Below are 20,432 nucleotides of genomic sequence, written 5' to 3'. Positions count from 1 at the left end.
TTCCCGGCAACATTGCCAATTCGTAACGCAAGTTACGATGATTTAATTAGACCTTTATAAGAAACTCGTAAAAGGTGCGCCTGCACGTTCAGGTGCCGTTTGAAGTGGTATTATGTCCCTCGCCCTATCGACACTTATATATGAATGGCGGCGCTACATGGCGGCCGTCATCGCCCTCGCGGTGGCCGGACTGCTGGTCATGTCGATGGTCGGCATGTTCATGGGTATCGGCAAGAGCTTTACCGCCACGATCGACCGTTCGCCGGCCAATCTGATGGTCCTTCCCGTCGATGCCGAGGGTTTCGGCTCCACGCAGCCGCGACGCAACATTCCCGTGCTGTATCAGCACCCGGCGGTGAAGGAAGTCATGCCCTATTCGGTGAACTGGGCCTTCTGGTCGAACTTCCCTACGCCGGAGCAGCCGTCCAAGAAGGACGGGGTCCAGGTTATCGTCGTCGACCCGATGGAAAACGCGGTGACCCTGCCGACCGATTTCCCGGAAAACGTCATCGTCGCCCTGCAGGAGCCCTACAGTGTCGTCGTCGACCGCACCAGCCTGGCCAAGCTGGGGGTGAAGGTCGGTGACAAGGCGACCCTGAACGGCAAGACCGTGACCGTCCGCGCGACGGTCGACAACTATCCCAGCATGTTCAACGCCATGGTCTTCATGTCGCGCCAGACCGCCAAGCTGACCTACATTACCGATGAAGGCCCGCGCGTCGGCACCATCCTGGTGAAGATCTCCGACCCGTCTCAGGCTGAGCAGGTCGCCAAGGAGCTGAACGTCATCGGCAAGGGGCAGTTCAAGGCCTGGACGCGTGAACAACTGTCGGAGCGCAATCAGGCTTCGATGTTCAAGGAAGCCTTCATCGTCATCATGCTGGGCTTCATGCTGGTGGTCGGTGTCTTCATCGGTATCGTCATTACCTGGCAAACCCTGCAAGGCGCCATCCTGGCCAATATCAAGGAATTCGCATCCCTGCGCGCCCTGGGGGTGTCGATGGGTAACCTGCGCCTCGTCATCATGGAGCTCAGCTTCTGGGTCGGCGTCGCCGGCCTGGGCGTGACGGCCATCCTGCTGGTAGGGGTCACCTACCTGGCCAAGTTTTTTGCCCTGGGCATGTTCTATCCGCTGTGGTCGATCATCGCGGTCAGTGTCATGTTGCTCACCATCGCCGTCCTGTCGGGCCTGTTATCGCTCGGCGTCCTGAAAAAGAGCCAGCCCGCGGACCTGTTACGATGAGCGCAAAATTAGCCCTGGACGCCAAACAACTCACCAAAGGCTACAAGATCGGCAAGCAACGCCAGGTGGTGTTGAAAAATGTCGATTTCACTGCCTGGCATGGCCAGGTGACCATGGTCATGGGACCGTCGGGTTCGGGTAAGTCGACCCTGATCGCCGCCCTTTCGGGGCTGATGCAGCCTGACGAAGGCGAGGTCCTGGCCCTGGGTGAAAGCCTGTGGAAAAAGAAGCGGAGCAAGATCGACAAGTTCCGTCTCGACCATTGCGGCTTTATCTTCCAGGGGTTCAACCTGTTCCCGGCCCTCAGCGCGACACAACAGGTCGAGCAGGTGCTTAAATACTGTAAGGTGCCCAAGGCCGACGTCCGCAAACGCGCGGTGGCGGCATTGGAATCGGTCGGCCTGGGGCATCGCCTCAACCAGAAGCCGGCGGAATTGTCGGGCGGTGAGAAGCAACGGGTCGCCATCGCGCGCGCGCTGGCCAAGATGCCGCAACTGCTGTTCGCCGACGAACCGACCTCGGCGCTCGACTCGGTCAGCGGCCAGGTCGTGATCAAGCTGCTGCACCAGGCCGCCAAGGAGCGCGGCGCCGCCGTGATCGTCGTGACCCACGATCCGCGCCTCGAAGCCTATGCCGACCGCGTCATTCACATGGAAGACGGGAAGATTCTGAGCGACACTATGATTTCGGAACCGCCCTCAATCGCCTGATATCGAAGAGAAACAAAGAAGCATCATGTCTCGCAAATTCGTTTCCGCTACCGCCCTTGCCGTCGTTCTGACGGTTACTGCCGGTCTCACGGCGTGCAACATGCCGCCGCCGGGCGGCAAGGCCGACCCTAAGGCCGAGGTCAAGGCGCCCCCCAGCCCGTATGCCGCCATTGCCAACGGCAAGGTGGATGTCGAGGGCGGCGTCATCGAGGTTGCCGCGCGCCGCGCTGGCATCGTCGAAGAGGTCCTGGTCCAGGAAGGCGATACCGTCACCAAGGGGCAGATCCTGGCCCGCCAGGAAAACCGCGACAGTGCGCTGGCGGTGAACAGCGCCCGCGCCCAGGTCCACCAGGCCGAAAGCCAACTGGCCCTGACCCAGGTTACCATCACCACGGCGCAACGTGAATATGATCGCCTCGCCAAGCTGGCGCCGTCCAACTTCGTGGCGCAGCAAAAGCTTGACCAGGCACGCGACGCCATCGCGACCGCCCAGGCGACCCTGGGTACCCAGCAGGCCGCGGTCGCCACGGCCCGCGCCCAACTGGCCCAGGCCGAGTATAATCTCGACCTGACCATTATCCGCGCCCCGATGGACGGCAAGATTATCCGCCGCTATGCCAATCCGGGCGGCGGCGCCTCGACCCTGAACGTGTCTACCATGTTCGACCTTGAGCCCGCCGTGCCGCACATTATCCGTTCGGAAATCGTCGAAAGCTCGATTCCGGACGTGTCGGTCGGCCAGGAGGTCGAGATCATTCCCGAAGCCGACCAGACCAAGACCTATGTCGGCAAGGTCATCCGCATCGCCGCGACCTTCGGCGCGCGCAAGCTGAAGTCGGACAGCGGCAACGAAGCCAGCGACGAGCGCGTTGTCGAGGTGGTTGTGTCGGCGGACGGCACGCCGTTCCTGATCGGCCAGCGTGTCCTGGTCAAGTACATGAAGGCGGGTGAAAAGGCCGGCATCAAGCGCGAAGCGCCCAAGCCTGCCGAACCGGCAAAGAAATAAGACGAAAAGCCGCCTCACCAGGCGGCTTTTTTTCTGCTTCTTAACGCGGATACGGTATGCGGGTAGAGTGAAGCCTCTGTCCGTTCCCTCCGTGTCCTCCGTTGCGCCGGCCGATATACCGGCGCGGCGTGGTGGCGCCAGCCTGGATGTGCTGCGTTTCCTGGCGGCGGCCTTTATCCTGCTGTTCCACTTCGGTCCGTCGGCGCCGCTCAATCTGCGCCTGGTCAGCCCGATTTTCGAACAGGGCTGGCTGGCCACCGACTTCTTCCTGATGCTGTCGGGCTTCGTGCTGTCCCGCGCCTATGGCGACCGCCTGACCCGGTCGCAGATGCGGCCGACCCACTTCTTTCTCAAGCGTTTTGCCCGGCTATGGCCGTCACATGTGGTGGTGTTGCTGACCTTCGCTGCCTTCATCGTGACGGCGACGCTGCTGGGGTTCCCGCCCAACCACGGCGACCACTACGGCCTCAACGCCCTGTTCGCCCAGGCCTTCATGGTCCATGGCTGGGGGATTATCGGCACCCCGACCTGGAACATCCCGACCTGGACCTTGTCCGCCCTGCTGGTGTGCTATGGCCTGTTCGCCGTCTATGCCCGCTGGGTGCACGACCGGCCGCTGATCATCCTGGCCGGGGTGGCCGTCGCGGTCCTGGCCATGGGGCACATCCTGGCCGAAACCGTAGCGAAACATGCCTTCGCCGACCTGCCCCTGGCCTGGGGCCTGCTGCGCGCCATACCCCTGTTCATTCTCGGCAACCTGATCGAGCGCGCCACAGCCAGCCTGCGTCTTAGTCAGGCGTTGTTCTGGCCGTTGGTTACCTTCGCTCTGGCCGGGGCGGTCGGGCTGGCTCTGCTGCCACGCCACCTGATACTCGACACGGTCATTCTGACGCTGCTGGGCACGGTCCTGGCCGTGTCCGGCGCCGTGACCTTCCGCGAGATGCCGGTCAGCCAACGCCTGGGCCGGGCCTCGTTCGCCCTGTTTCTGGTGCATTCCCTGGTCGGTGCCGTGTGGTTCAGCCTGACCCCCAAGGTCGTGGCCATGCTGGACCTGGGCTTTGCCGCGCAGTGGGCTTTGTGGGCCACCGCGCTGCTGGCGGCGATGATCACGGCCTTCCTGTTCGACGCTGTGGTCGACAAGCCGCTCAGTGCCTGGGTGTCGAAGCTTAGCTTCGTCCGCGGCGGCGTCTAATAGTGAAACCGGCACTGGGCGATCAGGATCGCATCGTCGGTAACGCGATAAATCAGCCGATGTTCCTGATCGATGCGGCGTGACCAATAACCTGACCAGTCATGCTTCAGGGGCTCCGGCTGGCCGATACCTTCGAAAGGTGATCGTATCACATCCTTGATCAGGGCATTGATCCGTTTCAGTTGCGCCTTGTCGGTCGCCTGCCAGTCCAGGTAATCGTCCCACGCCGTCGGAGCAAAGCTCAGGTTCATTCTTCGATCAGATCGTGCGTTTCACCCAGGCCGGCATTCAACTGCCGAATGGCTTCATCAAGACGCTCGGCATTACGCGGGCTGGAGCGCAGATACATCGTTTCCTGCCATGACGAGAAATCCTCCAACGACATGACCACAGCCGGCGCGCCGTTCTGACGGGTGATCAGAAGCGGCGCGTGGTCTTCGTTGACCTTGTCCAGTTGATTGGCCAGGTCGGCGCGAAAGGCAGAATAGCTGATATGTCGCATAGGGCACCTATTGTACGTATTATTGTACAGCGGTTCGCGACAGCCGTCAAACCGCGTCCAGCCCGATGTCGAAGTTCGGCGCCGAGTGGGTCAATGCCCCGACCGAAATCACATCCACGCCCGCTTCGGCGATCGCCCGCACCGTATCGAGATTGACCCCGCCCGAAGCTTCCAGAATGGTCTTCCCTGCCGCCAGTTTCACGGCTTCGGCGTACATGTCGATCGAGAAGTTATCCAGCAGCAGCACGTCCGGCGCATAGGGCAGGGCCTGCTTCAGTTGCGCGATCGAGTCGACCTCGATCTCGATCTTCATGGTGTGGCCGACCCCGGCCTTGGCGCGTTCCATCGCCTGGGCCACGCCGCCGCAGATGGCGATATGGTTGTCCTTGATCAGGATGGCGTCGTCCAGGCCGTAGCGGTGGTTATGACCGCCACCGCATTTGACCGCGTGCTTCTGCAGGGCGCGCAACAGCGGCAGGGTCTTGCGCGTACAGGCGATCTTGGTCTTCAGACCTTCGACGGTCGCGACATATTTTGAGGTCAGGGTGGCCACGCCCGACAGATGGCACAGCAGGTTCAAAGCCACCCGTTCGGCCGCCAGGATGGCGCGCGCCTTGCCTTCGACGCGTGCGATAACCGCGCCGGGCGCAACCTGGCTGCCATCCGGCAGCAGGATTTCGAAGCGCGCCTGCGGGTCCATGAACGATATGGCCAGGCGGGCGCAGTCGATGCCGGCGGAGATACCTTCCTCACGCGCCTTGAACTCGGCCTTGAAGCGGGCATTGGGGGCAATGACCGCCTGGGCGGTGACGTCGCCGGCCAGGCCGAGATCCTCCCGCAAAGCGTCCTTGATCACGGGTTCGACGAGCAGATCGGGCAGACCGGTCAGGTACATCAGGCAAATTCCCCTTGTGGCGCGCGGACATGGGTCCAGCTTGTAAATGTGCGTTTCGCCGCCGCTGAAGGCAACGGATAATCGCTGCGATAATGAGAACCGCGACTCTCTTTCCGTTGCAAGGCCGAAACCACAATCAGACGCGCGCTGACCAAAGGAAGTGCACCCGGGTAACGGTTTTCCAGTTCCTCGATCAGGCCCAGAAGTTCACCCAGGCCTTTCGCATCGCGGACCAGCCCGGCCTGCAGGCTCATGGCTTCGCGCAGGCGCAGGATGTCGGCGCCGGCCATCTGGGGCGGTACCTCGGGAATGACGGCATTGGCCGGATCGGGCGTGCGCAGTTCGGTGATGGCGGTTTCGCCCACGCGCTCGCCAAAAGCTGCCGCTTCCAGCAGCGAGTTCGATGCCAGCCGGTTGGCGCCGTGCACCCCGGTCGAGGCGCATTCACCCGCGGCGTAAAGCCCCTTCAGCGAGGTATGGCCGAAGATGTCGGTGGCGATGCCGCCCATGTGGTAGTGCGCCGCCGGCGCGACAGGCAGGGGCATGGTGCGTGGATCGATGCCCTGGGCCATGCAGGAGGCAAACACCGTCGGGAACTCCGCCGGGAAATGGTCGCCGATCGCTTCGCGGCAATCCAGGTACGCCCCGCGCCCCGAAGCATTGGCCTTGTGCACGGCGCGAGCGACGATGTCGCGCGGCGCCAGTTCGCCGTCCGGGTGGTCCTCGAAGGCGAACCGCACGCCGTCCTTGTCGACCAGCGTAGCGCCTTCCCCGCGCAGGGCTTCGGTGGCCAGGGGCGCCGGATCGAGCCCGAACTTGAGACCGGTCGGGTGGAACTGGACGAACTCCGGATCGGCGATGGTCGCGCCGGCCAAAGCGGCCATGGCCATGCCTTCGCCGCGCAGGTTGGCCGGGTTGGTCGTTACGGCGAACAGCCCGCCCGATCCACCGCTGGCCATGATCACGGCCTGGGCGAAAACATGGACGCGCCGTTCGCCGTGCTGCACCACGGCGCCGATCACATCTCCCTCGTGCGATGTGATCAGTCCGAGGGCAAAAGCCGGTTCCCAGATTTCGATATGTTTGGCGTTGAGGGCGGCATTGACGACCGCCTCCAGTATGGCCTTGCCGGCCAGGTCGCCGCCGACGCGGGCGACCCGGGCCAGGCCATGGGCGGCTTCGCGGTTGAGCACGAAGTCACCGTCGGCGTTGTGGTCGAAAGGCGCACCCAACTCATTCAGTTTGCGGACCGTTTCCGGCCCCATCTCGGTCAGGGTTTTCGCGGCCAGTTCGTCGACGATGCCGGCGCCGGCGGCAATGGTGTCGCGGGCGTGGGCTTCGGGCGAATCCTCGTCGGACAGGGCCGCGGCGATCCCGCCCTGGGCCCAGGCCGACGAGCAGGCGACGCCGAGCGCCACGGGCGCTAGGACCAGGGTCTTGTGCGGGGCGGTGTTCAGCGCGACCGACAGACCGGCCAAACCGGCGCCGATGACCAGGGGACCATTGTGGATATAGGTTTCAGCGGCCATGACAGGCCTCCTTCCGGCTTCGCAGTGCGAAGGACTAAGAAATCATCTCGACATCGACGTGATGCCGGGCCTTGACCATGTCGTAGCGGGCCGGTTTGGCCAGGGGCGGCATGTCGATCATGCGTTGCACGGCCAGGGCAGCGCGCGGGATCAGATCGGGATCGACCGTGACCTCGTACTGGTGCTTGACCAGGCTGTCATAGATGCCCTGCAAGGTAATCCGCTTCATGTGCGGGCACAGGTTGCATGGCCGCAGGAACTCGACACCCGGCGCGTCGGCGGTGACATTGTCGGCCATCGAGCATTCGGTGATCAGGACCACCTGCTTCGGCTTGTTCCTGGTGACGTAGTCCGCCATGGCGGTGGTCGAGCCGGTAAAATCCGAAGCGGCGATCACCTCCGGCGGGCATTCCGGGTGCGCCAGAACGACCGCGCCCGGATGGGCGATGCGAACCTGGGCGATATCGTCGGCATCGAAGCGCTCATGGACCTCGCAGGCGCCGGCCCAGGCGATGATCTTGATATCCGTCTGACGGGCGACATTCTTGGCCAGGAACTGGTCGGGGATCAGGATCACCCGGTCGGTGCCCCATTCCTTCGCCGCCCATTCCACAACCTGAACAGCATTGGCCGAGGTGCAGCAGATGTCGGTTTCGGCCTTCACATCGGCCGTGGTGTTGACATAGGTGACGACGGGCACGCCGGGATAGCGCTGCTTGATCAGGCGGACATCGGCGCCGGTGATGCTGGACGCCAGAGAACAGCCGGCGCGCATGTCGGGGATCAGCACGGTCTTGTCCGGCGCCAGGATCTTGGAGGTTTCCGCCATGAAGTGGACCCCGCCCTGAATGATGATGGCGGCATCCGATTTAGCGGCTTCGCGGGCCAGGCCAAGGCTGTCGCCGACATAGTCGCCGACCCCGTGGAAGATTTCCGGCGTCATGTAGTTGTGCGCCAGGACGACGGCGTTCTTTTCCTTTTTCAGCCGGTTGATAGCGGCGATCAAAGGCGCCTGGAGCTGCCATTCCAACTCGGACACCTTGCCCGCCAGACGGGCGCGAATGGCCGCGGTTTCGGCTGCGACAGCAGGCGTGAACTCTAACGGAAATGCAGTATCGGGCATCGCTTCGGTCCTTTTCGACCCTTATGCTCATTTTCAGCATAAGGTGGCTTTAAAATAGCCAGATCGCTGAAGGATGCAATATGGAAGCGGTCACAAGCCTGATCACGAATTATGACAATTGACGCCACAATATTTAGTTATTAAGCTAAATGACGAATGGAAGGAACCATGATTGAGATGAAGCCGGCCGGACGTAATTATTTCAGAAAGGCCTTGTTGTGGGCCATCCTGGCGGGACTGGGCATCTTCCTTCCCTACTACGCGGTCCTGTTCCTGAAGGATCATGCTTTCAACCCGTTCTCGGGCGAAACGCCGTCGTGGCTGTATAACGGCAGCATCCTGCTGTTGCTGCCCATGGCGCAAGGTTTTGCCGCCGCGCTGGCCCTGGGGCGTGAAAAGGTGACGGGCGGGGCGGGCTTCGGCCTGATCGTCTGCATCCTGATCGTCGACTGCCTGATTGCCCTCCTGCCCCTGCGCGAAGGCTTGATCTGCCTGATCATGGCGTCGCCCCTGCTGCTGGCGCTTATCGCCATCGGCTACGCTATTGGGCGGCTGGTGGCGCGGCGGGGGAAAAGCCGATCGGCTTCGGTCAGCCTGGCGCCTCTGGCTCTGGTTCTGGTGATTGGAGAAACCCTGGGGCCGGTGCCCGATGTGGCGCGCGAGGTCTCCAGCAGCGTTGTCATCGACGCGCCTCCAGACGTGGTCTGGCGCTATGTCGTCAGCTATCCCGAGATTAACGAAAAGCCCGACTACTGGGTTTGGCAGATGGGTCTGCCGTCGCCGACGCACTCGGTCGCCGAAGCTCGGGCGGTGGGCGCCCGCCGGCAATGCCGCTTTACCGGCGGCCATGCCTATGACGAGCGTATCACAGTTCTGGAGCCCAACCGGCGGCTCGTCTTCGCCGTGACCGGTCAGATGCAGCATCCGGAGATCTTCGGCCACCTGACCTTTGACGAGGGCGAGGTCGTGCTGACGCCTCTAAGCGATGGCCGCACCAAATTGACTATGACTGGCCGTTATCGGCTGCACGTGCGTCCGGCGGCCTATTTCGCCGGCTGGGCTGAGGATGTGACGCGGCAGGTCCATCGCCGCACCATGGGGCAGATGAAGCAACTGGCCGAAGGTGATCAGACGCAAGGCCGTTAAAAATCCCTTGGACCTGTATTGAATCCTTACGGCACGGGCCATATCTCGGTACCGTCATTCTGAGGAGATTTTATCATGGCCGATGCTGCTGTTTCCACCCAAGTCGATCACGACAAGACCGTGGGCAAGGAACTGTCGAAGGTTCTCGCCGACAGCTATAACCTGTACCTGAAGACCCATGGCTATCACTGGAATGTCCGCGGCCTGACCTTCCGTTCGCTGCACCTGCTGTTCATGGATCAGTACACCGAACAATGGACGGCCCTGGACGAGATCGCCGAGCGCATCCTGGCCCTGGGCCAGACCGCGCCGATGACCGGTACGGCCTTTGCGGGTTTAACGTCGGTGCCTGAAGGCGATCCCAAGAAGGGCGCCGAGGACATGGTGCGCGATCTGGCGGACGGTCATAAGCAGGTAATCGCGACCTTGAAGTCGCTGGTAGCGGCGGCGGAAAAGGCTGGCGATGGTCCGTCCCAGGACCTGGCCAATACTCGCCTGGCGGCCCATGAGAAGCATTTGTGGATGTTGAACGCCACGCTCGGCTGATCAGGTTCTGACAGTTGGATTTCGAGAAGCCTCCGGTTTGGTCCGGGGGCTTCTTTTGTGTTTGTTGAGCACGTCCGGAAAATCAGTAGAATCAAACGACGGAACACCCGGAAAGAGACGGAAAGAAGCGGAATTCTTAGCTGTCCTGAGTCCGCCGCGTAGCGGCATTCACTTGAATGGTTGCGCTTCGCGCGGATTTTGAAGCTTGGCCTGAATTCCGTTTCTTTCCGTCTCTTTCCGGGTGTTCCGTCGTTTGATTCTACCGGCTTGCCCGAGAAAATCCTGATCAGCACAATCGCCTCCCATGGACAAATCACTTTGAACATGGTTCAATGTGTGCTTGGGAGGGACCTCACTTGAAACTGGCGTGGCCGCGAAAAGGCTGGATGTGGAAAGCGCCGCTGGCTGTCCTGGCCCTGTTCCTCGTTATGACCGTTCTCACCGCACGGCACGGCAACAAGGCGCTCTATCCCGCCACCAACGACACGGTCACCGTCTATATCCTGAACAATGGCTTCCATACCGACATCATCCTGCCGGCCGATGAGGTGAACACCCGTGGCGGTATCCTCGCCAAGGCCGGGCAGGCGGCCGGCGACAAAAACTGGCTCGTCTATGGCTGGGGCGATGCCGGTTTCTACAGCGGCAAAGGATCGTCCATTGAACGCGCCCTCGATGGCCTGCGCGCCCTGTTCGCGCCCAACAATCCGTCGGTCATCCGCGTCTGGGGCATCGACACCGACCCCGCCGTCGCCTGGAAGGCGCCGGATGTCCTCACCGTCCATATGTCGCGTGCCGGCTTCACCGCCATGGCCGACAGTATCGAAGCCTCCTTCATCACCCAAAACGGCGCGCCTGTATCCGACAAGGTCACCACGCCCGGAAATCCGTTTTTCACCAGCAACCAGCACTTTTCGATCGCCCGTCTCTGCAACAACTGGACGGGGGATCAACTCCATGCCGCCGGCTTGCCGACGACGCCGATGATCGACGGCCTGGCGCCGCTTCTGGCGCTTGACCTGTCGCTGCGCGCCAAGGTCCGCTAGACATTTTCCACGGTCTCCGTCACAAGGCGACATGGTTTTCGTTACGCCCCAGATCTCGGTTCCGGACGACGAGCTGCACGAAAGCTTCGTGCGGGCGTCGGGGGCTGGCGGGCAGAATGTCAACAAGGTCGCCACCGCGGTCGAACTGCGCTTTTCCATCGCCAACAACTGGACCATCCCCTACGACGTCAAGCAGCGCCTGACCAAGCTGGGCGGGCGCCGGGTCACCAATGATGGCGAACTGGTGCTGTTCGTCCAGGTCCACCGCACCCAGGAAATGAACCGCAAGGCGGCGCTGGAGCGCTTCGTCGAACTGGTGCAAAAGGCCGCCGAACCGCCGCCACCGCCGCGCATCCGTACCAAGCCGACCCGCGGTTCGGTGCAACGCCGCCTGGTCGGAAAGTCCATCCGCTCCGGCATCAAGGCCGGCCGCGCCAAGGTCGGAGACGAAGATGACGCCTGATATTCGCCGTTCGACGGTGCAGGACACCGACGGAATCATCGCCCTCTACAAAGCCGCGGCGGCCTCGGGCGGACTGTCGCGCAAGCCCGACGAGATCACCCACGCCTATGTCGGCGGCTTCCTGAAACAGGCGGTCGAGGCCGGGCTGAGCCTGGTCGCCGTCCGTGACGGCGTCATCATCGGCGAAATCCACGGCTGGCCGATGCCGCAGTCGCAGTTCGCCCATGTCTTCGGCGATATCACCATCGCCGTTCATCCGCAGGCGCAGGGCCAGGGGGCAGGGCGGGCCATGTTCAAAGGCCTGATCGCGGAGATCGAAACCGTCCTGCCGCACATTCGCCGCATCGAACTGGGCTGCCGCGAAAGCAATGCCCGCGCCATCGCGCTGTATGAAAGCCTGGGCTTCGTCGTCGAGGGCCGTCTGAAAAACCGCATCTATGACGAGGCCGGTTTCTACGAAGACGATCTGGCTATGGCGCTTCTGGTGCGGTGAGGGCGACCGGCGACGGTTTGGCGATCGGCGCCAGTTGCAGCAGGTCGCGACGGATACGGCCCCAGATCAGGCTGTACAACAGGATGATGGCCGCCAGGCAGGCGAAACGGATATCTGTGTGATAAACCAGGTCGATGGCGCGCGCCACCAGACCGACGCCGCTGCTGATGGCGCACAGGGCCCAGATTCGGACCGACAGCCGCACATGGCTGGAATCGCGGCGTTGCAGCCATAGCTGATACAGGTGCTCCTTGTGCGGCCGCATGACGTCCTTGCCCTGGCGCAGGCGCGTGATCAGGGTCAGGACCACGTCGACGATCAGTGGCGCCAGCAGGAAGCCGCCGAACCACACCGACCCGACACCATAGGCCTTGACCACCAGGCTGGCGCCCGTGATCAGCGCCCCGCCGAACAGGGCGCCGGCATCGCCCTGGAAGGCCTTGCCCGCCAGGTTGAACGGAAGAAAGCCGAGATGGGCGCCGGCGGCGCAAATACAGATCAACAGGACCACACCCAGGTCGCTGCCCAGCGGCACAACCGGCGCCAGCAGCAGAATCAGGCCGGCCAGCACGATCAGGCACAGGCTCTGGGTGCCGGACGCCAGGCCGTTGGCGCCGTCCATGAAATTGATGGTGTTGATCCCCAGAACCAGCCAGGCGGCACAGCCCAGCGTGCTGGTGAACGGATCCAGCCGTACCACCAGGCCGGGGCCAAACGTCAGGGTATCGACGTGGAATAGCCAGGCGAACAGCAGGCACAGGCCGATCTGAAAACCCAGGCGCAGGGTCGCCGGCAAGTCGATCAGGTCGTCCAGGGCGCCGGACAGGCCCATCAGGCTGGCGAAACCGAACAGCAGAGCGCCGTCGCGCCATTGGCCGGGCACCGCATCGCCGGCGAACCACAACACCGCGGCACAGATGACACCGCAGCCGGCCATGATGGCCAGGCCGCCGCTGGTCGGGGTGGGGACGGTGTGGGCGCCGCGTTCGCGCGGCCGGTCGACCGGCCCGCCATTCAGCACCAGAAGGCTGAACAGCGCCGCCGAAATGGCAGAGCCCGCCAGTCCGAAGAGGACCAGAGAGGACGGAATGAGCCAGGACTGCGACGAAAGGTTCATATAGTGGAAGTCTTGCCCGGTTTTGTCCCCCGGGACAAGGCCGGCGTCTGCTCACGGGTGAGAAAAAACGCCGGTGTATCCGAAATCCGTCGCCCGGTAAAAAATTACTTGAGCGAGGCGCAGAAGCGCTGGATGCGTGAACAGGCCTCGGTCAGCACGATCTCCGACGTGGCATAGGAGATGCGGAAGAAGGGTGACAGGCCGAAGGCAGCACCGTGCACGACGGCGACCTCTTCCTGTTGCAGCAACTCGCCGGCGAAGTCTTCGTCCGAGGTGATGATCTTGCCCGACGGCGCCTGCTTGCCGATGCAGCCGGCCACCGACGGATAGACGTAGAAGGCGCCTTCCGGGGGCGGGCAGTGGATGCCCTTGGCGCCGTTCAGCATGGCCACGACCAGGTCGCGGCGCTTCTGGAAGATGGCGCTGCGCTGCGGGATGAAGTCCTGCGGCCCGTTCAGCGCCTCGACGGCGGCCCACTGGGCGATCGAGCACGGGTTGGAGGTCGATTGCGAGATGATCTTGGACATGGCCTTGATCAGCGGCTCAGGGCCGGCGCAGTAGCCGATGCGCCAGCCGGTCATCGAATAGGCCTTCGACACCCCGTTCATGGTCAGGGTGCGCTCATACAGTTCCGGCACGACCTGGGCGATGGTGGCGTAGGTCATGCCGTCGAACAGGATGTGTTCGTACATGTCGTCGGTCAGGATCCAGACGTGCGGGTGGCGCTTCAGCACCTCGCCCAGGCCGCGCAGTTCGTCGGCGGTGTAGACCGCGCCCGACGGGTTGGACGGCGAGTTGAGGATCAGCCACTTGGTCTTGGGCGTGATGGCGGCTTCCAGGGTCTCGGGCTTCAGTTTGAAGCCGGTTTCCATTTCGCCGATGGCGAAGACGGGCGTGCCGCCAGCCAGCAGCACCATGTCGGGATAGCTGACCCAGTAAGGGGCCGGCACGATGACCTCGTCGCCCGGGTTCAGCGACGCCATCATGGCGTTGTAGATGACCGGCTTGCCGCCGGGCGAGACCGACACCTGGGTGGTCTTGTACTCCAGGCCGTTCTCGCGCTTGAACTTGTCGACGATGGCCGACTTCAGCTCGGGGATACCGTCGACGTCGGTGTAACGGGTCTCACCGCGCTTGATCGCCTTGATGGCGGCGTCGCAGATATTTTCCGGCGTGTCGAAATCGGGCTCGCCGGCCGACAGGCTGATGACCTTCTTGCCCTGACGGGTCAATTCACGCGCCTTGGCCGAGACGGCCAGGGTGGGCGAAGGCTTAACGCGCTTGAGGGTATCGGATTCGGAAAACACGGCCATGACGGGTCCTCTGGGGTCGGCTGCTGAGGCGGAAAAATGCAGGCCTCTCTTTACCCGGTGGCGCTCGTTTGTCCATGGTTCATCGTTCATCTGGGTCAAATTCTCTTGCCTGGAGGCCAAAAATCCTTGCTCGGCGCAAAGACTTGTTAGAAGTGTAGCTTCTTGGCCATAATGGTGTGCAATGCACAATAAACTACAACAAATTTGGGAAAAGGTTTCCGGATTTTTTCTCAACCTTGATACCAAAATGGTACGCGCCATCTGGGTCAGCCTGCTGCTGCTGGCCCTGGTGGCGGGCGTGATCCTGCTTGGCCGGTCGCCCTGGGGCCAGGAGATGATGTCCGGCCTGGAGCACTGGATGGCGGCCTACGCCCGCTCGCCGCTGGCCATCGTTATCGTCACGGCCGTCTTCTGTCTCTCGGGTCTGGTGGGGGCGCCGCAGTTCGTGCTGATCGCCGCCTGTGTCGTCGCCTTCGGACCGGTCTGGGGCGGTTTCTACAGTTGGTTCGCCACCCAGGTGGCCGCCGCCATGCAATTCTATATCGGCCGTTTCGCCGGCTCGGGCCTGCTGCAGAAGCTGGGCGGCGACCGGCTGAACAAACTGTCAGCCTATGTCGGCAAGAACGCCTTTTCGGCCTCGTTCATCGTGCGCAACATCCCGACCGCGCCGCCGATCGTGGTCAATATGGCGTTCGGCGCCTCGCACGCCTCGTTCTGGGGTTTCATCGCCGGCTGCGCCCTGGGCAGCCTGCCCAAGATCATCCTGGTGGCGCTGATGGGCGGTTCGCTGAACGCATTTACCGGCCAGGGACACTGGAAACTGGCCCTGTCGATGGCGGCCCTGGCGGCGGTCTGGCTGGCCCTGATGCTGCTGGCCCGGACCATGTATCTGCGGGCCAAGAACAAGGGCTGAATCATCGCGTTCGGGCGGATGACAATTTGTGTGATCGATTGTTGTCACAAGGTCGATTCATGAGGCAAAACAATCTGTTAACCATTTCCCCCGTGGGTTGAATACAACTTTTTTTTTGCAAGCCTGACAACCCCCTTGAAATTGGGTCTCATTAAGGGCAAGTGAAGCCATTCCGGCAATTATGACCCGTTGATTCAAGGCGCAGACCTTGGAAAGGCGGGGAGTGTATCCGGATTATCCCAGGCATCGAATACTGACGCGGCATAATCGCGTCCCAAGGCAGTTTCCTCCATGTTCAAATCCTTCTTCGGCGGATTTTCCAATGACATCGCCATCGATCTCGGTACGGCCAATACCCTGATCTATATGAAGGGCAGGGGCATCGTCCTGAACGAGCCGTCGGTCGTTGCGCTGCGCAATATCGGCGGGCGTAAGGTCGTCCATGCCGTCGGCATAGAGGCCAAGCAGATGCTGGGCCGTACGCCGGGCCACATGGAGGCCATCCGGCCGATGAAGGACGGCGTCATCGCCGACTTCGAAGTCGCCGAAGAAATGATCAAGCACTTTATCCGCAAGGTCCACAACCGCCAGGGTTTCGTGAACCCCAAGGTGATCGTGTGCGTGCCGTCGGGCGCCACCGCGGTCGAACGCCGCGCCATCAATGACAGCTGCCTCAACGCCTCGGCGCGCCGCGTCGGCCTGCTGGACGAGCCCATGGCGGCTGCCATCGGCGCCGGACTGCCCATCCATGAGCCGACCGGTTCGATGGTCGTCGACATCGGCGGCGGCACCACCGAAGTGGCCGTCCTGTCGCTGTCGGGCATTGTCTATTCCAAGTCGGTCCGCGTCGGCGGCGACAAGATGGACGAAGCCATCACCAACTTCATGCGCCGTAACCACAACCTGCTGATCGGCGAAACCACCGCCGAACGCATCAAGAAGGACATCGGCACCGCCCGTGTCCCGCACGACGGCGAAGGCATGGCCATCGACGTCAAGGGCCGCGACCTGATGCAGGGCGTGCCACGCGAAGTCCGCATGTCTGAGCGCCAGGCGGCGGAAGCCCTGGCCGAGCCGGTCGCCCAGATCATCGACGCCGTCAAGGTGGCGCTGGAAGCGACCCCGCCGGAACTGGCGGCCGACATCGCCGACAAGGGCATCATGCTGACCGGCGGCGGCGCTTTGCTGCGCGGCCTGGACATCGAAATTCGTGACCAGACCGGACTGCCGGTGTCGGTCGCTGAAGATCCCCTGAGCTGCGTCGCTATCGGCTGCGGCCGGGTGCTGGAACATCCGCGGTGGATGAAGGGCATTCTCGACGCCACCATGTCATAGAATCGCGGTAATTAGCGACTAGAGGCGAGGGACGGCGGACCCGAACCAATATAGTTCTCCGGCATTAGGGGATGAGTAGCGTGTCGTACGGAGACAACAAACACTTCGAACATCTCAAACTGCCCATGACCTGGGCGGTGATGGGCGTGGTCGGTCTGGTCTGCATCATCGCAGCCCTGATGCTGCTGGGCGACCGCAGCGAGCAGGTCGAGGCCGAGGCCTATGCCCGCCGCCAGGGCTTCGACAGCGCCGCCGGGCCGGTTAATAACGTCCTGTCCTGGCCGGTGCACAAGGTCGGCGACGGCACCAACTGGCTGGACGACTATCTCTTTGCCGTCAGCGAAAACCGCATCCTGCGCAAGAAGGTGGCGGAACTGTCGCAGTACGAAAACATGTACAAGCAGGAGCGCGACCTCAATTCGCGCTACGAAAAGCTGCTGAACCTGCGCACCGAGCCGGCGCTGGAAATGGTGGCAGCACGCTCCGTGTCGGTGTCGCGCGGTCCCTTCGCCAACAATCGCTTGATCGACGCCGGTTCGAAAAAGGGCATCACTTTCGGCAATCCGGTCATTACCGACCAGGGCCTGGTCGGTCGCATCGTCGGCATATCACCCGACGTGTCGCGTGTGCTGATGGTCACTGACGTCACCTCGCATGTGCCGGTCATGGTCATGCGCTCCGATGCCCGCGCCATGATGAACGGCGACGGCAATACCGGCTACACCAAGCTCGACTTCGTCCGCGGCAAGGACAGCGTTCGTGAAGGCGACCAGATCCTGACCTCGGGCGACGGCGGCATCTTCCCGCGTGGCCTGCCCGTCGGTGAGGCGGTCAAGGGCGTTGACGGTGTCTGGCGCGTACGCCTCTATTCCAACCGGGGACCGATCGACTTCGTCAAGGTGGTCAAGTTCAAGGACTTCTCGCAACTGCCCGACGCCTCGACCCTGCTGCGCAGTCCGCCGGTTTCCGACATCCTGCCGCCGCCGGCCATGCCCAAGGTCGACCCGCAGTCTCAGGCCTCTGTTTCCGCCGCCGCCAGTTCGGCGACCAGCAGCGCGGCAGCGAGCACCCCGGCCACTCCGGCCGCACAGGTGAAGCCGCCGGTGACGCGGGCGTCGTCATCCTCGTCTTCGGCGCCACGTCCGCGCCCGGCGTCGTCCTCGTCGTCGTCCGTCGCCACCTCGACCCCGGCGCTCAAGCCGTACACGCCGGAAGCCGCGCCTGCGGCGGCACCTTCCACCCCGACGGGGACCCAGCCATGAAACCCCTCCTGAAGCGCGGCCTGTTCGAACGCAGCCCGCTGAACCGGGGGATGCGCGGGGGCATGGCCGCCAAGATCGTCGGTCCCTGGGACTGGATCATCCTGCCCGCCCTGATCAGCGTGGCGGCCACCATTGTCCTGGCCACCGCCTTCCAGCCCTTCGGCCTGTATCTGCCGGAACCGGTGACACCGTTCCTGCTGGCCTTCGCCTGGCCGCTGATCCGGCCTTCCTATATCGCCCCCTTCGTCCTGGGCGCCTTGGGGATGTTCCTCGATTTCTTCTGGGGCGCGCCGCTCGGTTTCTGGACCCTGAGCCTGATGCTGGTCTATGCCGCCCTGGTGTTTGCCCGCACCTATCTCATCGGCCAGGACTGGACGATCGTCTTCGGCGTCTTCGTCCTTACCGAGATCATCTTCTTCACCATCTGCACCACCTTCATGGCGATCGACACGGGCAGCGTACCGCGTATCTTCGGCGTCATCGAACAGGCCCTGGCGACCGGCGCGGGCTTCCCGGTGGTGTGGTATCTCATGGAGAAATATCTCCATGCCGACGTCCGGTTCCAGTAGAGGCGCGCCGTCATGCCGGAAATGTCGATCGTCTTCAACGATATCAACAAGAGCCAGGGGGTCTTCACCCGGCGCGCCTTCCTGATGGGCGGCCTGACGGCGCTGGGCCTGTTTGCCCTGGGCGGCCGCCTGGCGCACCTGGAAATCGTTCAGGGCGGAAAATACAGCAGGATGTCGGCGGGTAACCAGTTCAATTTCCGCGTCATTCCACCGCCGCGCGGCGACATCCTGGACCGTAACGGTAAGCTGATCGCCGGCAACCGGCCGTCCTTCCGGGTGATGATCGAGACGAACGAGATCAAGGACATCAACTCGACCCTGGACCAGGTGTCCTACATCCTGCCCCAGACCGTCACCTCGCGCCGCCGCATCCTGCGCGACATCAACCAAAACCAGCGGTCCGTCCCGACCCTGATCGCCGGTGACCTGAGCTGGGAGGACTTTTCCAAGGTCAGCCTCTACGCCAACGATATTCCGGGCCTGGTCGCCGACATGGACCAGGTGCGGGCCTATTATTACGGCGGCGCCTTCAGCCACGTCGTCGGTTACGTCTCCAAGATCAACGCCAAGGACCTGGAGGCCGAGGAGAAAAAGCCCGAGGCCGACCTCAACCTGCTGCATCATCCGTCCTTCCGCATGGGCAAGCAGGGCATCGAAAAGGCCCTGGACACCGTCCTGCGCGGCACGGCCGGCGGCAAGAAGATGGAGGTCGACGCCAACGGCCGCGCCGTCGGCGAAGACTCCGAAGGTTCACGCGCGCCGGTCGCCGGCCAGGACGTCACCCTGACCCTGGATGCCGACCTGCAGCAACGTGCGGTCGACGTGTTCGGTTCCGACTCCGGCGCGGCGGTGATGATGGACGTGCACACGGGCGAGGTCCTGTGCATGAGCTCTACACCGGGCTTCGATCCCAACCTGTTCGTCTCAGGCATCCCCAGCAAGACATTCAAGCTGCTCAACGAATATGAGCGCCGCCCCCTGCTGGACAAGGCGTTGTCGGGGACCTACCCGCCGGGGTCGACCTTCAAGTGCCTGGTGGCTATGGCCGCGCTGGAAGCGGGCATTCCCGAAACGACGCGGCATACCTGCGGCGGCGTGTTTCCGTATGGCAACCACGTCTTCCGCTGCGACGGCGTCCACGGCAATCTCGACATGCACGGCGCCATCGTCACCTCGTGCGACGTCTATTTCTACAACATGGCCGTGGCGGTTGGCCCCGACAAGATCGCCGAGGTCGCGCGCAAGTTCGGGCTGGGCCAGATTTTCGACATCGGCATCGACGGTCAGAAGCCGGGCGTGGTCCCGGACAAGGCCTGGAAAAAGGAATACTTCGAAAAGCGCGGGCGGCCTGCCGAAGGGCGTTGGTGGCCGGGTGACACGCCGTCGATCGGTATCGGCCAGGGCTTCACCAATATCAACTGCCTGCAGAACTGCGTCAGCGTGACCCGCATCGCCAATGGCCGCAAGGTTGTCATGCCGCACCTGATCAAGGCGATCGGCGGCAAGGCCGTCAACTACCCCGAGTTCGCGGATCTGTCGGTCGCTCCCAGCCATATCGACATGGTGCGCGCCGCCATGGCCGACGTGGTGACCAGCGGCACCGCCGCCCGGTCGGGCAAGCTCGACCTGGGGCCGATCGTCATGGCCGGCAAGACCGGCACCGCCCAGTCGCACACCTATAAGGATGGGGCGCGCGCCACCCTGCACCTGGACTGGGAGCGGCGCGACCATGCCTGGTTCATCGCCTTCGCCCCTGCCGACAAGCCGAAATACGCCATGAGCGTCATCGTCCAGCATGGCGGCTGGGGCGCGTCCTCGGCCGCGCCCAAGGCGCGCGAGATCATGCGCCTGGCCCTGATCAAGGACCCCGAGGTCCGTCAGCGCATCGTCGGCCCGGTCAAGGACACCTTCGACCCGGCCGCGCTCAAGGCCGCCGAGGCCGAGGCCGCCACGCACCCCGTCGATATTCCCGTCGCACCGACCGAAACGACGGCCGGCGCTACCCCGCCGCCGGCCTAGGGGACATCGC

21 protein-coding genes are annotated in these 20,432 nt (G+C 63.1%); 14 read left to right on the top strand and 7 right to left on the bottom strand.

The features are described from left to right. Window positions 1–112: 112 nt before the first annotated feature. The 4 genes from ABAC460_RS43885 (at window position 113) to ABAC460_RS43870 (ending at window position 4,151) form a co-directional block, all read left to right on the top strand. Window positions 113–1,243 carry an ABC transporter permease gene (locus ABAC460_RS43885; RefSeq protein ID WP_031237377.1) on the top strand — a complete coding sequence of 377 codons (1,131 nt, stop codon included), beginning with the start codon at window positions 113–115 and terminating at the stop codon, window positions 1,241–1,243. After that, a complete protein-coding gene (locus ABAC460_RS43880; RefSeq protein ID WP_023455210.1) occupies window positions 1,240–1,953 on the top strand; it encodes an ABC transporter ATP-binding protein in 714 nt (237 codons plus the stop codon). The genes ABAC460_RS43885 and ABAC460_RS43880 overlap by 4 nt, the downstream gene beginning before the upstream one ends. A gap of 25 nt (window positions 1,954–1,978) precedes the next feature. Next, a complete protein-coding gene (locus ABAC460_RS43875) occupies window positions 1,979–2,959 on the top strand; it encodes an HlyD family secretion protein (protein ID WP_031237376.1) in 981 nt (326 codons plus the stop codon). A 67-nt stretch (window positions 2,960–3,026) separates the two neighbouring features. Next, window positions 3,027–4,151: an acyltransferase family protein gene (locus ABAC460_RS43870; protein WP_031237375.1), complete on the top strand. Its 1,125-nt coding sequence runs from the start codon at window positions 3,027–3,029 to the stop codon at window positions 4,149–4,151. Here the strand turns inward: ABAC460_RS43870 and ABAC460_RS43865 are convergent. The 5 genes from ABAC460_RS43865 to nadA are packed head-to-tail and all read right to left on the bottom strand — an operon-like array spanning window position 4,148 to window position 8,200. Then, window positions 4,148–4,402 carry a Txe/YoeB family addiction module toxin gene (locus ABAC460_RS43865; RefSeq protein WP_023455207.1) on the bottom strand — a complete coding sequence of 85 codons (255 nt, stop codon included), beginning with the start codon at window positions 4,400–4,402 and terminating at the stop codon, window positions 4,148–4,150. The two genes, ABAC460_RS43870 and ABAC460_RS43865, sit on opposite strands and share 4 nt — an antisense overlap. Continuing rightward, the gene (locus ABAC460_RS43860; RefSeq protein ID WP_023455206.1) at window positions 4,399–4,653 is read right to left on the bottom strand and encodes a type II toxin-antitoxin system Phd/YefM family antitoxin; all 255 of its coding nucleotides are present in this window, start codon (window positions 4,651–4,653) and stop codon (window positions 4,399–4,401) included. The genes ABAC460_RS43865 and ABAC460_RS43860 overlap by 4 nt, the downstream gene beginning before the upstream one ends. Window positions 4,654–4,699: 46 nt before the next feature. Beyond that, window positions 4,700–5,548 (bottom strand): carboxylating nicotinate-nucleotide diphosphorylase, encoded by an 849-nt coding sequence (gene nadC, locus ABAC460_RS43855; RefSeq protein WP_023455205.1) that lies wholly within the window; start codon window positions 5,546–5,548, stop codon window positions 4,700–4,702. Beyond that, entirely contained in the window at window positions 5,548–7,077 is a 1,530-nt protein-coding gene (locus ABAC460_RS43850; protein ID WP_023455204.1) for an L-aspartate oxidase, read from the bottom strand. The genes nadC and ABAC460_RS43850 overlap by 1 nt, the downstream gene beginning before the upstream one ends. Before the next feature lie 34 nt (window positions 7,078–7,111). Further along, window positions 7,112–8,200, bottom strand: coding sequence for a quinolinate synthase NadA (nadA, locus tag ABAC460_RS43845; RefSeq protein ID WP_023455203.1), 1,089 nt, complete (start codon window positions 8,198–8,200; stop codon window positions 7,112–7,114). A gap of 168 nt (window positions 8,201–8,368) precedes the next feature. On the opposite strand from nadA, the gene ABAC460_RS43840 reads away from it, so the two are divergent. The 5 genes from ABAC460_RS43840 (at window position 8,369) to ABAC460_RS43820 (ending at window position 11,894) form a co-directional block, all read left to right on the top strand. Then, complete coding sequence (locus tag ABAC460_RS43840; RefSeq protein ID WP_023455202.1) at window positions 8,369–9,346, top strand: SRPBCC family protein; 978 nt, start codon at window positions 8,369–8,371, stop codon at window positions 9,344–9,346. A gap of 75 nt (window positions 9,347–9,421) precedes the next feature. Then, window positions 9,422–9,892, top strand: a complete 471-nt coding sequence (locus tag ABAC460_RS43835; RefSeq protein WP_023455201.1) for a Dps family protein — start codon at window positions 9,422–9,424, stop codon at window positions 9,890–9,892. A gap of 356 nt (window positions 9,893–10,248) precedes the next feature. After that, window positions 10,249–10,938, top strand: coding sequence for a DUF2459 domain-containing protein (locus ABAC460_RS43830; RefSeq protein WP_031237374.1), 690 nt, complete (start codon window positions 10,249–10,251; stop codon window positions 10,936–10,938). Window positions 10,939–10,969: 31 nt separating this feature from the next. Continuing rightward, a complete protein-coding gene (gene arfB, locus ABAC460_RS43825; RefSeq protein WP_023455199.1) occupies window positions 10,970–11,401 on the top strand; it encodes an alternative ribosome rescue aminoacyl-tRNA hydrolase ArfB in 432 nt (143 codons plus the stop codon). Next, window positions 11,391–11,894, top strand: coding sequence for a GNAT family N-acetyltransferase (locus tag ABAC460_RS43820; RefSeq protein WP_023455198.1), 504 nt, complete (start codon window positions 11,391–11,393; stop codon window positions 11,892–11,894). Before arfB ends, ABAC460_RS43820 begins: the two co-directional genes overlap by 11 nt. On the opposite strand, the gene ABAC460_RS43815 is transcribed toward ABAC460_RS43820, so the two are convergent. Next, window positions 11,872–13,011, bottom strand: a complete 1,140-nt coding sequence (locus ABAC460_RS43815) for a glycosyltransferase family 4 protein (RefSeq protein ID WP_023455197.1) — start codon at window positions 13,009–13,011, stop codon at window positions 11,872–11,874. The two genes, ABAC460_RS43820 and ABAC460_RS43815, sit on opposite strands and share 23 nt — an antisense overlap. Window positions 13,012–13,115: 104 nt before the next feature. Next, window positions 13,116–14,324, bottom strand: coding sequence for a pyridoxal phosphate-dependent aminotransferase (locus ABAC460_RS43810; protein ID WP_023455196.1), 1,209 nt, complete (start codon window positions 14,322–14,324; stop codon window positions 13,116–13,118). A gap of 247 nt (window positions 14,325–14,571) precedes the next feature. On the opposite strand from ABAC460_RS43810, the gene ABAC460_RS43805 reads away from it, so the two are divergent. The 5 genes from ABAC460_RS43805 to mrdA all read left to right on the top strand — a co-directional run bounded on the left by ABAC460_RS43805 (window position 14,572) and on the right by mrdA (window position 20,422). After that, window positions 14,572–15,237: a TVP38/TMEM64 family protein gene (locus ABAC460_RS43805; RefSeq protein WP_023455195.1), complete on the top strand. Its 666-nt coding sequence runs from the start codon at window positions 14,572–14,574 to the stop codon at window positions 15,235–15,237. A 291-nt stretch (window positions 15,238–15,528) separates the two neighbouring features. Beyond that, entirely contained in the window at window positions 15,529–16,572 is a 1,044-nt protein-coding gene (locus ABAC460_RS43800; protein ID WP_006272616.1) for a rod shape-determining protein, read from the top strand. Window positions 16,573–16,652: 80 nt separating this feature from the next. Then, window positions 16,653–17,834, top strand: coding sequence for a rod shape-determining protein MreC (mreC, locus tag ABAC460_RS43795; protein ID WP_031237372.1), 1,182 nt, complete (start codon window positions 16,653–16,655; stop codon window positions 17,832–17,834). Next, window positions 17,831–18,403, top strand: a complete 573-nt coding sequence (locus ABAC460_RS43790; RefSeq protein ID WP_023455193.1) for a hypothetical protein — start codon at window positions 17,831–17,833, stop codon at window positions 18,401–18,403. Before mreC ends, ABAC460_RS43790 begins: the two co-directional genes overlap by 4 nt. Window positions 18,404–18,415: 12 nt before the next feature. After that, a complete protein-coding gene (gene mrdA, locus ABAC460_RS43785; RefSeq protein WP_023455192.1) occupies window positions 18,416–20,422 on the top strand; it encodes a penicillin-binding protein 2 in 2,007 nt (668 codons plus the stop codon). Window positions 20,423–20,432: the final 10 nt, after the last annotated feature.

The sequence above is a fragment of the Asticcacaulis sp. AC460 genome (assembly GCF_000495795.1).
GTDB lineage: Bacteria > Pseudomonadota > Alphaproteobacteria > Caulobacterales > Caulobacteraceae > Asticcacaulis.
The sequence above is the reverse complement of the archived record's forward strand: the minus strand, read 5'-3'. Positions and strand labels throughout refer to the sequence as shown.

Coding starts and splice junctions, on each gene's coding strand:
- ABAC460_RS43885 (WP_031237377.1), top strand. CDS start 113: ATGTCCCTCGCCCTATCGACACTTATATATGAATGGCGGCGCTACATG.
- ABAC460_RS43880 (WP_023455210.1), top strand. CDS start 1,240: ATGAGCGCAAAATTAGCCCTGGACGCCAAACAACTCACCAAAGGCTAC.
- ABAC460_RS43875 (WP_031237376.1), top strand. CDS start 1,979: ATGTCTCGCAAATTCGTTTCCGCTACCGCCCTTGCCGTCGTTCTGACG.
- ABAC460_RS43865 (WP_023455207.1), bottom strand. CDS start 4,402: ATGAACCTGAGCTTTGCTCCGACGGCGTGGGACGATTACCTGGACTGG.
- ABAC460_RS43860 (WP_023455206.1), bottom strand. CDS start 4,653: ATGCGACATATCAGCTATTCTGCCTTTCGCGCCGACCTGGCCAATCAA.
- nadC (WP_023455205.1), bottom strand. CDS start 5,548: ATGTACCTGACCGGTCTGCCCGATCTGCTCGTCGAACCCGTGATCAAG.
- ABAC460_RS43850 (WP_023455204.1), bottom strand. CDS start 7,077: ATGGCCGCTGAAACCTATATCCACAATGGTCCCCTGGTCATCGGCGCC.
- nadA (WP_023455203.1), bottom strand. CDS start 8,200: ATGCCCGATACTGCATTTCCGTTAGAGTTCACGCCTGCTGTCGCAGCC.
- ABAC460_RS43840 (WP_023455202.1), top strand. CDS start 8,369: ATGATTGAGATGAAGCCGGCCGGACGTAATTATTTCAGAAAGGCCTTG.
- ABAC460_RS43835 (WP_023455201.1), top strand. CDS start 9,422: ATGGCCGATGCTGCTGTTTCCACCCAAGTCGATCACGACAAGACCGTG.
- arfB (WP_023455199.1), top strand. CDS start 10,970: ATGGTTTTCGTTACGCCCCAGATCTCGGTTCCGGACGACGAGCTGCAC.
- ABAC460_RS43820 (WP_023455198.1), top strand. CDS start 11,391: ATGACGCCTGATATTCGCCGTTCGACGGTGCAGGACACCGACGGAATC.
- ABAC460_RS43815 (WP_023455197.1), bottom strand. CDS start 13,011: ATGAACCTTTCGTCGCAGTCCTGGCTCATTCCGTCCTCTCTGGTCCTC.
- ABAC460_RS43810 (WP_023455196.1), bottom strand. CDS start 14,324: ATGGCCGTGTTTTCCGAATCCGATACCCTCAAGCGCGTTAAGCCTTCG.
- ABAC460_RS43805 (WP_023455195.1), top strand. CDS start 14,572: ATGGTACGCGCCATCTGGGTCAGCCTGCTGCTGCTGGCCCTGGTGGCG.
- ABAC460_RS43800 (WP_006272616.1), top strand. CDS start 15,529: ATGTTCAAATCCTTCTTCGGCGGATTTTCCAATGACATCGCCATCGAT.
- ABAC460_RS43790 (WP_023455193.1), top strand. CDS start 17,831: ATGAAACCCCTCCTGAAGCGCGGCCTGTTCGAACGCAGCCCGCTGAAC.
- mrdA (WP_023455192.1), top strand. CDS start 18,416: ATGCCGGAAATGTCGATCGTCTTCAACGATATCAACAAGAGCCAGGGG.